Source organism: Ignavibacteria bacterium (genome assembly GCA_013177855.1).
Lineage (GTDB): Bacteria > Bacteroidota > Ignavibacteria > Ch128b > Ch128b > Ch128b.
Genome location: JABLYA010000001.1, coordinates 1,060,756 through 1,073,292, shown reverse-complemented (window position 1 = coordinate 1,073,292; position 12,537 = coordinate 1,060,756). Strand labels below are relative to the sequence as shown.

The 12,537-nt window shown below is 33.5% G+C and carries 8 protein-coding genes; 7 read left to right on the top strand and 1 reads right to left on the bottom strand.

Annotated features, from left to right (window positions below):
- Window positions 1-5: 5 nt before the first annotated feature.
- Window positions 6-248, bottom strand: coding sequence for an NrdH-redoxin (locus HPY57_04505; GenBank protein ID NPV11035.1), 243 nt, complete (start codon window positions 246-248; stop codon window positions 6-8).
- A 143-nt stretch (window positions 249-391) separates the two neighbouring features.
- Between HPY57_04505 and HPY57_04500 the strand changes: the two genes are divergently transcribed.
- The 7 genes from HPY57_04500 to HPY57_04470 all read left to right on the top strand — a co-directional run bounded on the left by HPY57_04500 (window position 392) and on the right by HPY57_04470 (window position 12,536).
- The gene (locus HPY57_04500) at window positions 392-4,165 is read left to right on the top strand and encodes a PAS domain S-box protein (protein NPV11034.1); all 3,774 of its coding nucleotides are present in this window, start codon (window positions 392-394) and stop codon (window positions 4,163-4,165) included.
- 200 nt (window positions 4,166-4,365) lie between these two features.
- Window positions 4,366-5,478: a DNA polymerase III subunit beta gene (gene dnaN, locus HPY57_04495; protein ID NPV11033.1), complete on the top strand. Its 1,113-nt coding sequence runs from the start codon at window positions 4,366-4,368 to the stop codon at window positions 5,476-5,478.
- A 56-nt stretch (window positions 5,479-5,534) separates the two neighbouring features.
- A complete protein-coding gene (locus HPY57_04490) occupies window positions 5,535-6,650 on the top strand; it encodes a DNA replication/repair protein RecF (protein NPV11032.1) in 1,116 nt (371 codons plus the stop codon).
- Window positions 6,640-6,927 (top strand): DUF721 domain-containing protein, encoded by a 288-nt coding sequence (locus HPY57_04485; protein NPV11031.1) that lies wholly within the window; start codon window positions 6,640-6,642, stop codon window positions 6,925-6,927. The genes HPY57_04490 and HPY57_04485 overlap by 11 nt, the downstream gene beginning before the upstream one ends.
- Window positions 6,928-6,932: 5 nt before the next feature.
- The gene (gene gyrB, locus HPY57_04480) at window positions 6,933-8,984 is read left to right on the top strand and encodes a DNA topoisomerase (ATP-hydrolyzing) subunit B (protein NPV11030.1); all 2,052 of its coding nucleotides are present in this window, start codon (window positions 6,933-6,935) and stop codon (window positions 8,982-8,984) included.
- A 283-nt stretch (window positions 8,985-9,267) separates the two neighbouring features.
- Window positions 9,268-11,706, top strand: coding sequence for a DNA gyrase subunit A (gene gyrA / locus HPY57_04475; GenBank protein NPV11029.1), 2,439 nt, complete (start codon window positions 9,268-9,270; stop codon window positions 11,704-11,706).
- A 134-nt stretch (window positions 11,707-11,840) separates the two neighbouring features.
- A complete protein-coding gene (locus tag HPY57_04470; protein NPV11028.1) occupies window positions 11,841-12,536 on the top strand; it encodes a YggS family pyridoxal phosphate-dependent enzyme in 696 nt (231 codons plus the stop codon).
- Window position 12,537 lies beyond the last annotated feature (1 nt).

Below are 12,537 nucleotides of genomic sequence, written 5' to 3'. Positions count from 1 at the left end.
TGACATTATTTTATGTTTAGCATTTGATTAATTTTATTTACATCAAAACCTACAATTGGCCTGTTGTTAATTAAAATTACTGGTACACCCATCTGACCAGTTCTTCTATACATATCCATCGCAGCTTTCTGGTCTCTAGAAACATCCACTTCTGTAAATCGGATATTTTTTTCTCTAAAGTATCGCTTTGTAGCATTACAAAAACTGCAAGTCGGTGTTGTAAAGATAATAACTTTTGGTTGATTCATATCTCCTTCTCATTTTTTATCATCAAGATTTGATGAAAATTTTTTTGAAAAGTTTCTGAAGGCGAATTTTTTAATTCAAATAATTAAAATTAAATTGTTTAGTAGAATTAATGTAAATATCCCAACAAAATGATTTGATACTTATGGAACTCCGAATTTTGATTTTAGATGATTCCCAGTCGGATATTAAATTAATTAAAAGAGAGATAGAGAACTATTTCAGTGAAGTTTTAATAGAAACAGCCTCTAACCGAAAAGATTTCATAATTAAACTTTCGAAATTTAAACCTGAAGTCGTCATTTCAGATTATAATATTCCGGGTTTTGATGGTTTAACCGCCTTGCATATTACTCATGAAATGTATCCCGATCTTCCTTTCATAATTGTAACTGGCTCAGCCAATGAAGAATTTGGTATTTTATGTATGAAGCGTGGAGCCTATGACTATATCTTAAAACAACATTTGCAAAAAGTCCCCATTGCAATTGAAGAGGCTCTTGTTAGATATAAGCTTATAAAAGAAAACAAAAAAGTTTATGAAGAATTAAGGGAAAGCGAAAGAAGGTTTCGTTTACTTGCAGAAAATGCTCAGGATTTAATTTACAGATATGAATTTGTCCCTAAAAGAGGATTTACTTTTGTCAGCCCATCGGCAACTACAATAACAGGATACACACCCGAAGAACATTATGCAGATCCAGATTTAGTATTTAAAATAGTTCATCCAGATGATCGGTATATCTTAGAAAAGATTGCTAAAGGAGAAATCAGCATTGATAAACCTGTAACTTTTAGATGGATCAAAAAAGATGGAAGTATAATCTGGACTGAACAAAAAAACGTACCGATTTATGACGATAAAGGTAATTTGATTGCCATTGAAGGTATTGCTCGAGACATAACGGAAAGAAAAAAATTAGAAGAGGAATTAAAAGAAAGCGAATTAAAATTTAGAACCATTACCAATCTTGTTACTGATTACACTTATTCTTTCATTGTTGACGAAAATGGCAATATGAAAGGTGAATGGGTATCTGAATCATTTATTCAAACATTTGGATGGACAATTACAGAATTGGATGCGCTCGGCGGCTGGCAAAATGCAATGTACAAAGAGGATTTACCAAACTGGATCGAACATGCAAAGAAAGTTTTGAGTGGTGTGCCAGATCGAATGGAAGGGAGAATGATTACTAAATCTAATGAAATGCGCTGGGTTATTGATTATGCTGTTCCAATCTTTGATGATAAGGGTAAAGTAATTAAAATATATGGTGCCTCTCAGGATATTACTGAAAGCCGAAAACTTCAAGAGGAGCTAAAACAGAGAAAAGAACATTTTGAGAAGTTAGCAGATTCTACTACCACTGCAATTTTTGTTTATCAGGGTGAATATTTTGTTTATATGAACAGGGCAGGTGTGAATTTAACTGGTTATACCATTGAAGAAATAAAGAATAAAAAATTTTATGATTTAGTACATCCTGATTTTCGAGAACTTGTAAAAGAAAGAGGTTTGAAAAGGCAGAGGGGCGAGCCTGTTCCTATAAATTACGAATTCAAAATAATTACAAAATATGGCGAAGAAAAATGGGTTGATTTTACAGGAAGCTTAATTAAATGGTTTGGAAAACCGGCAGGTCTCGGAACAGCTTATGATATTACTCCGCTAAAAAAAGCAATTGAAAATATTGAAAAAGCTAATGAGAGATTTAAAGCAATTGTAAATAATGCACCTGTTGGAATTTTAATTGAAGATTCTAAAGGAACTATAATTGATGCAAATAAGAAGTATGAGGAAATTGTTGGATACACAAGGGATGAACTGATTGGAAATTCAGTCTATTTGTTTGTTGCTCCTGAAAACAGAGATAAAGTAAGTACTCATATTCAGAGAATTTTAAGTGGTGAGATACTTGATCATACAGTTGAATCAATAGTGAAAGATGGTTCTAGGAAGTTTTTTCATCTGATAGAGACAAAATTTATTCTTCCCGATGGTTCAACGGGAATTTTATCTATTTGCGAAGATATAACAGAAAAAATACTTCTTGAAAAACAATTGATCGAAAGTGAAAAAAAATGGAGAACAATTTTTGAAACAGCGAATGAAGGAATTTGTATTGCTGACTTTAATGCGAACTTTACAGAAGTAAATAAAAAATTCTGTGAAATGACTGGCTATGATAAAGACGAAATAATTGGTAAAAATTTTAGTGAATTTTTCCTTTTTGAGAAAGATAAAGAAAAACAAAAACTTAGAGAGAAAGAAAGAGAACAGGGAATAGCTGGACTTTATGAAATAAAACTAAAGAAGAAAGATGGTTCAGTAATCTGGACGCGAGTTTCTGCTACAGGTATATATGATGATAATGGAAAATATATCGGGTCATTTGCTTTCTTTTCAGATATAACAGAAGAAAAAAAGCTTCAGGAAGAACTTAAAAAATCCGAAGAGCAATTCAGACTAATCTGGGAAAACAGTCAGGATGGAATGCGACTTACTGACGAGGATGGTAAAGTTATTTTAGTTAATTCTGCTTTCTGTAAAATGGTTGGGTTAACCAGTGAAAAAATTGAAGGCAAATTGTTATCTGAAATTTATTCTCCTGAACGAAAAGATGAAATCTTAAGAAAACATAAAGAAAGATTTAGGACTGGAAAAGTTAAAGCACATACAGAAACTTTAGTCACTTTGTTTAATGGCAGAAAAGTTTGGTTTGAAGTCTCCAACTCTTTTGTCAATATCGGTGGGAAAAAATTACTCCTTGCAATCTTCAGGGATGTAACGGAAAGGAAAAGACTTTCGGAAGAACTCGCAAAGTCTGAAAAACTCTTTAGAAATGTCTGGGAAAATAGTAAAGATGCAATGATCATCACAGACCAGTTCGGCAATATTAAAATGGTAAATGAAGCTCTTTGCAAATTAGTAGATTTACCAGAAAATGATTTAATTGGCTCGTCCCTCAGCAAAGTTTTTCATCCACAGATACGAGAACAATTTTTTCAAATTCATCTCAAGAAATTCTTAAGTGGTGATATTGGACTGAAATTTGAAGGTGAAGCTGTCTTACACAATGGGAAAAAAATTTGGATAGATGCAAAATTTTCAGTCTTAAAAACAGATCAGGGTAATCTTTATTTTGCAATAATCAGGGACATTACTGAGCGCAAGAAGTTGATTGATGATCTCATTCGTGCAAAAGAAGAAGCTGAAGAAGCGAACCGACTTAAGAGCGGATTCATTTCTATGATGTCTCACGAGATTAGAACTCCTTTGAATGTTATTCTCGGCTTTAATAATGTAATTAGAGAATTATTCGATACAGGAAAAGATGAAGAGATTTCTAAATATTTCGAGGCAGTTGAGAAAGCCGGCAAAAGGCTGCTCAATACAATTAATCAGATACTTGATATTTCTCGAATTGAAGCTGGAGAGTTTGATCTTAAATTAAAAGATATTGATATAAATCAAAAAATTAGAGAAATCATAAACCAGCTTGATGTTCTGGCTAAAAACAGAGAAATAAAATTTGAAATTTCTCTCGACAACTCAATCCCTCAATTAAAATTAGACGAATATTGTATAGATGGAATTTTGTTTAATTTGATTAATAACGCTATAAAATTTAGTTCTCCGGGTTTAAAGATTGAAATTTCCAGTAAAAAATTGGGTGATAAGGTTTCGTTAAGAATTAGAGACTATGGTATTGGTATGAGTGAGGAGTATCAGAAACACTTGTTCCAGCCTTTCAGTCAGGAAGAAGTTGGTTATGCAAGACCTTATGAAGGAACCGGTCTCGGATTAGCATTAACCAAAACATTTGTAGAATTAATGGGAGGTGAAATCAAAGTTTGGAGCAAAAAGGGAGAAGGCACTGAATTCGAGGTAATTTTACCAATACATAAAACTTAACACTGCTTTTTAGAAATTTTTACGGTTGAATAAGAAATTAACATAAATTTTTAGCTTATAATCTGATTTACACCAAATCTCATCAGAAACCTCAAAAATTTTTAAAAAATTAAAGCTTTTCAATCAAAATCAGGCAAATTTTAAATTGAGAAGGTCTATATTTTTTCGTAATTTTCAAAGAATAATAAAGGATTTTGAGAATGGAATTCAAAATAAACACAAAAGATTTAGACAAGATTTTATCTCAACTTTCGTTGGTATTACCCTCGAAAACAACAGTTGAAATAACGAACCATTTCCTCTTAACATTAAAGGATAACCATCTAACGATTTTTGCGACAGACTTTAATGTTGCTTATCAGAAAACATTGCCTGTTTTTTCAGATGGTGAAATACAGGTTGCGGTTCCGGGGAAAATATTTAATGATACAGTTAGCAACCTTCCTGATACAGACTTGAAGGTTACCTTTAATCAAGATGAGAAAAAATGTGTAATCCATACAGATACGGGTAAGTACATCATCAGTTATGTTGACCCGATGGATTTCCCCAAATTTCCACAATTTGAGGGAAAGCTGACCTTTAAAATCAGCGGTGAGAGATTAAAAGAGGCATTCAATCTTACAGAATTTGCGTGCGGTAAGGATGAGCAGCGAGCTGCAATGCGCGGAATTTTGATGGATTTGAAAAAAGATAAATTAGTTTTTGTCTCTACTGACGGGCATAGATTAGTTAAGTTGACTTATGAAGATTATCAACCGGAATTTGAAGCTCAGTTGATTATTCCAGCAAAATCTGCTGAACAATTGACAAAAATTCTGGATGAGAAGGAAGTACTGGTTACCATTGGAGATAGAGTTGTAAAATTTGAGTTCGATGGTGGATTATATTTTACAAGATTGATTGATGATACTTATCCAAATTATGAAACTGTAATTCCGCTTGATAACGATAATGTGATGAAAGTCAATCGTACCGAGTTATTAAAGACACTTCGAAGAGCAAGCTACTATATTCACAGTAAAATTAGAAGAATTGATCTCGAAATTTCTAACGATATGCTTTCTTTGACTGCAGAAAATCCCGAACTCGGAACTCAGATGAATGAAAAGATTTTGTGTGAATACAAAGGTGAAAAAATGCAGATCTCATTCAAGCATGATTTTATTGCTGATGCAATGGAACATATTTATTCAGATGAAGTAGTTTTCAAATTCAATTCGCCAATAAAACCTTGCATTATTGAACCTTCAGAGCAAAAAGCAAATGAGAATTTGTTGATCCTGGTTATGCCAATGCGAGTAAACATTTAACCCGTTGAAGTTGAGAATTGATTTGAACGGAGTTTTGGACAGGAATTCAAAAATTAATGTATTTAAGTTCTTTAAAATTGACTAACTTCAGGCTTCACAAAAATACATCTATTCAGTTCAGCAATGGGCTGAATTATATAATCGGTGGTAATGGTCAGGGGAAAACAACAATCTTAGAAGCCATTTATTACATATCAACGACAAAGAGTTTTACTTCAAACTCTGATGCAGAGGTTGTTAATTTCAATGAAGATTACTTTGAAATTTATGGAAATATTTTTGATCTGACGCAGAATACAATGATTGTAAGGTATAGTAAATCTGAAAATCGAAAATTTTATTCTTTGAATGGTAAGTTGATTTCTTCGCCAAAGGAGATTGTTGGAAGATTCCCCGTGGTTTTTCTTTCTCCATCTGATTCAAAAATTACTGAAGAAGCTCCACAGGAGCGAAGAAAGTTTGTTGATTCAGTAATCTCACAATTAAGTAAAACTTACTTTGAAAATCTTCTTGAGTATAAAAAAATTCTCAAGCAAAGAAGTTCGCTTCTGCTTAAAATAAGAGAAAGCTTTTCCACTGAGCTTTTTAATGAACTTAATGTGTGGAATGCAAGATTGATTGAAGTTGGTTCAAAACTGATAGTCGCAAGAAAGAAATTTGTATTTGAATTTAATGATTATGTGAAAGACATTTATGCAAAAATACTAAATGGAAACGAAGAACCTTCTATTGAGTACCAGACAATAAATCACAACTCAGATGATGAAATTCAAAGTGTTTTGTATTCGGAGCTTGAGCGACAGAGAGAAAATGAATTGAGGAGAGCTGCTAATCTGGTTGGACCTCATAAAGATGATTTTAAGTTCTCTATTAATGGAATTAGTTTGAGAGATTTTGGTTCACTGGGTCAACATAAAACCTTTCAGGTTGCTTTAAGGTTTGCAGAATATTTTTACTTAAAAAATAAACTTGGGAAGTCACCATTTTTCTTGCTTGATGATGTTTTTGGTCATCTTGATAGAGAAAGAAGTCAAAAAATCAGTGAGCATCTCAGTGAGCTTGGACAGGCATTTATTACTTTAACAGATTTAAATGATATGAAGAATTTACAAAAGACAGATATGGATTGTGTAATTCAAATTCAAAATGGAAGTGTAGTAAATGTCAACTGATATCAAAAGTCTTTCACAGCTTTTAAATGAAATCGTAAAAAAATACGAGCTCAATGAAATCATACAGAAAAACTTATTGATTGAAAAGTTCAATGAGATTGTAGGTGAGCAAATTGCAAAGCAAGTCGAGTTTTTAAGTTTTGAGCGTGGAATATTGAAAATTAAAGTTGAAAGCTCATCATGGAAGAATGAGTTGTTCTTATTACGTGAACAAATTATTGAGAAAATTAACAAATCATTTGGAAAAGATTTAGTTAAACAAATAAACATTCTTTGATTTAAATGGTTAAGCAAAAATCAAAAACAAAAAAGGTGAATGAAAAGGTGAAAAAAGACGAAGTAAAAAATCAGGATAAAAACGCTGTTCAAGAATATAGTGCTGAGAGTATTCATGTTCTGAAAGGACTTGAAGCCGTTCGTAAACGTCCGGCAATGTATATTGGAGATACAGGGACAAGAGGATTACATCATCTTGTCTATGAAGTTGTTGATAACAGTATTGATGAAGCACTTGCAGGCTTTTGTAAAAATATCATAGTGACAATTCATGAAGGTAATTCCATTACAGTTGAAGATGATGGCCGTGGAATTCCGGTAGATATTCATCCAATTGAAAAGCGCTCTGCTCTTGAAGTTGTTATGACGGTTCTTCATGCTGGTGGAAAATTTGACAAAAGAACTTATAAAGTATCAGGTGGATTGCACGGTGTCGGTGTTTCGGTTGTTAATGCTCTTTCTGAGTGGATGAAAGTGGAAGTCTATCGTGATGGTAAAATTTATTTTCAAGAATATCGTCGTGGCGAACCGGTTGAGCCTGTTAAAGTAATTGGAAAAGTTCCTGAAAAGAAAACTGGTACTAAAGTATCGTTCCTGCCAGATAAAACAATCTTCAAAGATATAAATTTCAAGTTCGATACTCTGGCAGATCGAATGATGGAACTTGCTTTCTTAAATAAAGAGATCACGATAAAGTTAATTGATGAAAGAACAAAGGAAGAAGAGACATATCATTACAAAGGTGGATTGCTTGAATTTATTAAATACATTGATGAAACAAGAACACCTCTTCATAAGACTATTTATTTCGAAGGTGAAAAAGATGGTGTTCCAATTGAAGTAGCGTTCCAGTACAATGATGGCTATCAAGAAAATATTTTCACTTATGTTAATAACATTAACACTCACGAAGGTGGAACACATTTAGTTGGGTTCAAAACAGCATTGACTCGTACATTAAACAACTTCGCTTCCAAAAATAATCTCATTAAAGATGGCAAGATTACTTTAATTGGAGATGATTTCCGTGAAGGTCTAACAGCTGTTTTGAGTGTTAAAGTTGCTGAACCACAATTCGAAGGTCAAACAAAAACTAAACTCGGAAATAGTGAAGTTAAAAGTGCTGTTGAAACTTTCATAGGCGAAAAGCTTTCAGAATATCTTGAAGAGAATCCATCTGTTGGAAAGAAAATAATTGAGAAAGTCCTTCGTGCAGCCGAATCGAGAGAAGCGGCGAGAAAAGCTCGTGAGTTGGTGAGACGAAAAAATGCCCTTGATGATTCAAGTTTGCCAGGAAAGCTTGCAGATTGTTCAATTAAAGATCCTGAACATTGCGAGATTTATATTGTTGAGGGTGACTCAGCAGGTGGAAGCGCCAAACAAGGGAGAGATAGAAGATTTCAGGCTATTCTTCCTTTGAAAGGTAAAATCCTAAATGTTGAAAAAGCTCGACTGCATAAAATTTTAGAGAATGAAGAAATTAGAGCAATTGTAACTGCCATCGGTGGTGGAATAGGCGAAGACTTTGATATTTCAAAAGTTCGTTACGGTAAAATAATTTTAATGACTGATGCTGATGTTGATGGAAGTCACATCAGAACTCTGCTTCTTACATTTTTCTTTAGACATATGAGAGAATTAATTGAACAGGGAAAGGTTTACATTGCACAACCTCCACTGTATCGAATCAAAAAAGGGAAAGAAGAATATTATGCTTATGATGATAAAGAAAGAGATGAAATAATTAAAAGACTTAAGTCAAATGGTAAAGCCAAGGATGAAGAAGTAGAAGAGGAAATTGAAATGACCGAAGGTGAAGGTGAAAAGAAATTACCTGGTGGAATTGTTGTGTCTCGTTATAAAGGTCTTGGTGAAATGAATCCCGAGCAGCTCTGGGCAACAACTATGAATCCAGAAACTCGAACAATTCTTCAGGTTACTATTGAGAATGCAGCTGCAGCTGAAAAGATTTTTGAAATTTTAATGGGTGATGCTGTTGAGCCAAGAAGAAAGTTTATTGAGAAAAACGCTAAGTATGTTCGTAATCTTGATGTTTAATTTGAAATTTAATCTCAATTGTTATCGTACTTTGATAAACTTAGTATGATGACGGATTTAGTTAAATAATTTTCAGATTGAGCCTGATAATGAGTGATATTCGTTATCAAAAAATGTTTGTCACTCAGCTTTCAAAAAGTTCAACCTGAAATTTAATCTTGAAAAAATGATCACTGCAATTTTTCGATAAAATGAATTTTACAGAGAAAAACATTATCAACCCAGGTTTGGCAAAGGTTGAATCAAATTTTGAGTAAAATAAAATTGAGGAAGTAAATAATTTATGTCTACATTATTTGAAAAGATTGTACCTGTTACGATAGAAGATGAAATGAAAGGCTCTTACATCGATTATGCAATGTCGGTTATAGTAGCCCGTGCATTGCCCGATGTAAGAGATGGCTTAAAACCAGTTCATCGCAGAGTTCTTTATGGAATGTATGAACTGGGACTTTTTCACAATAAACCATTTAAGAAATCGGCAAGAATAGTTGGAGAAGTTTTAGGTAAATACCATCCGCACGGTGATGCAGCAGTTTATGATACAATGGTGAGGATGGTTCAGGATTTTTCTTTGCGCTATCCACTTGTTGATGGTCAGGGTAACTTTGGTTCAATCGATGGTGACTCACCTGCAGCAATGCGATATACAGAAGCCCGACTTTCACGCATTGCTGAAGAAATGCTGCGTGATCTCGATAAAAACACAGTCGATTTTGTCCCAAACTTTGATGATAGTTTGCAGGAACCTGTTGTTTTACCTTCTTACATTCCAAATCTTTTAATCAACGGTGCAAGTGGAATTGCTGTAGGAATGGCTACGAATATTCCACCTCACAATTTGAATGAGATTGTCGATGGATTAGTTGCTTTGATTAAAGATCCTGAAATCTCCGATGAGAAATTAATGAAATATGTAACGGCACCAGATTTTCCAACAGGTGGAATTATTTACGGTTATGAAGGAGTTAAAGAAGCTTACAAAACAGGCCGCGGCAAAATTATCATAAGAGCTAAAGCTAACATTGAAACTCTTAAATCTGGAAAAGAAAACATCGTCATAACTGAGTTACCTTATCAGGTTAATAAAGCAAATTTAATCGAGAAGATTGCCGAACTGGTCAAAGAAGGTAAAATCGATGACATATCAGATATAAGAGATGAATCAGATCGTGACGGGTTAAGAGTTGTAATTGAGTTAAAGAGAGATGCTCAGCCCGAGGTTGTCTTGAATCAACTCTACAAGCATACAAATATGCAGGTGACTTTCGGTGTAATAATGCTTGCACTGGTGAATGGTGTTCCGACTGTTCTTACTCTCAAACAAATGATGCAGCATTTTATTGATCACCGTCACGAAGTATTAGTAAGAAGAACAAAGTTTGATCTGGATGCTGCAGAACGAAGAGCTCATATCCTTGAAGGTTACAAAATTGCTCTTGACAATATAGATGAAATTGTTCAGTTAATTAAAAAATCAAAAGATGTTGAGACTGCTAAAAATGGTTTGATGCGGAGATTCAAGCTTTCAGAAATTCAAGCGAAAGCTATTCTTGATATGAGATTGCAAAGATTGACAGGACTTGAAAGAAAGAAAATCGAAGATGAATATCGTGAGACAATTAAATTAATTGAAAAATTAAAATTCATTCTTGCTAACAAAGCAAAACGAATGCAAATTATCAGTGATGAGTTGCTTGAACTCAAAGAGAAATATGGCGATGAACGAAGAACTTTAGTGATCAAGGATTATTCTGAATTCAGCATCGAAGATATTATTGCTGAGGAAGATGTTGTAATTACCATTTCCCACAATGGTTATATAAAGAGATTCCCAGTTAGTGGATATCGTAGACAGTCTCGCGGTGGTAAAGGAGTAACAGCGGCAACAACTCGTGAAGACGATTTTATTGAGCATATGTTTATTGCATCAACTCATAATTATATCTTGCTCTTTACAGATCAGGGTAAATGTCACTGGTTGAAAGTTTACGAAATTCCTGAAGGTGGAAGAGCTTCACGAGGAAGATCAATTCTGAATCTTGTCCAACTTGATAAGGGTGATAATATTCGTGCTTATGTTTCTGTCAGGGAATTCGATCCAAATCGATTTGTTGTAATGGTGACTGAAAAAGGTTTGATTAAGAAAACACGATTGGATGCTTTTAGCAATCCAAGAAAAACCGGAATTATTGCAATCAATTTGAATGAAAATGATCGCTTGATTGATGCAAAAATCAGCGACGGCGCAGATGATATAATTATTGGAACACGCGAGGGAATGGCAATTCGATTTAACGAACAGGAAGTGCGTGATATGGGTAGAAATGCCGCTGGTGTTAAAGCCATTAATCTCGATAAAAATGATAAAGTTGTCGGTATGGTCGTTTCAAAACGAAAATCAACAATTCTTGTCGTCACTGAAAATGGATATGGCAAACGAACTGAAATTGATGAATATAGAATTACTCGTCGTGGTGGTAAAGGTGTAAGAACACTTAAAACTAGTGATAAGAATGGCAAGATGGTTGATATAAAAGAAATCGATGATAACGATGATATTGTAATTATCACTGAAAAAGGAATGATAATTCGTCAACATGCAAAAGATTTAAGAGTAATGGGAAGGAATACTCAGGGAGTTAAATTGATCAAACTAGGTCCTAATGATAGGATCTCTGCAATCGCAAGAGTAGTCCCTGAGGATGAAGATGAAGAATAAAAATTTCAGTCAAATTTTAGTTAATCAATTGAACTAATTGTAAAAAGGAACGAATTATATCGTTCCTTTTTATTTTGTATCAACTGTGGATTTAAATTTTGTTCATAAAATGAGAAATAAGTCTTAATGGAAATATGTCGCCAGATTTATTAAGACAGAATATAGAACAAGTTTTAGAAAGAATTGAAAAAGCTGCATTAAAGTGTGGACGAAAACCACAAGAAATAAAACTTATTGCTGTTACTAAAACAGTTGACGCAGAGACGATAAATCTTGCTTTTGATTTTGGACTGAAAGATTTTGGAGAAAACCGCGTACAGGAATTGTTGAAAAAATTTGATAAAGTGAATCCATCTGCATCTTTTCATATGATAGGTCATCTTCAGACAAATAAAGTGAAATATTTAATTGATAAAGTAGAATCAATTCATTCTATCGATTCCCTCAAATTAGCTCAAGAAGTAAACAAACGATTTGGTGAAAAACAAAAATCAATCGAAGCATTGATTCAGATTCACACTGCAAAAGAAGAAACGAAGTTTGGCCTTAATCCTGAAGAACTTGAAAATTTCCTGAATGAAGCTAAAAATCTAAAAAACATTAAATTTATTGGATTGATGACCATAGGAACTTTGACAGATGATGAAACCGAAATAAGGCGTTGTTTTTCTCTTTTAAGAAAACTGCGGGATACCTATTCACATTTTCAATCAGATAATATAGATTTGAGAGAACTTTCTATGGGAATGACTTCTGATTTTGAAATAGCAATTGAAGAAGGTTCAACAATTGTTAGAATTGGAACCGCAATTTTTGGAGAAAGGAATTAAG

Bases quoted from the DNA above. Each gene is read 5' to 3' on its own strand.
- HPY57_04505 (NPV11035.1), bottom strand. From the start codon at position 248: ATGAATCAACCAAAAGTTATTATCTTTACAACACCGACTTGCAGTTTT.
- HPY57_04500 (NPV11034.1), top strand. From the start codon at position 392: ATGGAACTCCGAATTTTGATTTTAGATGATTCCCAGTCGGATATTAAA.
- dnaN (NPV11033.1), top strand. From the start codon at position 4,366: ATGGAATTCAAAATAAACACAAAAGATTTAGACAAGATTTTATCTCAA.
- HPY57_04490 (NPV11032.1), top strand. From the start codon at position 5,535: ATGTATTTAAGTTCTTTAAAATTGACTAACTTCAGGCTTCACAAAAAT.
- HPY57_04485 (NPV11031.1), top strand. From the start codon at position 6,640: ATGTCAACTGATATCAAAAGTCTTTCACAGCTTTTAAATGAAATCGTA.
- gyrB (NPV11030.1), top strand. From the start codon at position 6,933: ATGGTTAAGCAAAAATCAAAAACAAAAAAGGTGAATGAAAAGGTGAAA.
- gyrA (NPV11029.1), top strand. From the start codon at position 9,268: ATGTCTACATTATTTGAAAAGATTGTACCTGTTACGATAGAAGATGAA.
- HPY57_04470 (NPV11028.1), top strand. From the start codon at position 11,841: ATGTCGCCAGATTTATTAAGACAGAATATAGAACAAGTTTTAGAAAGA.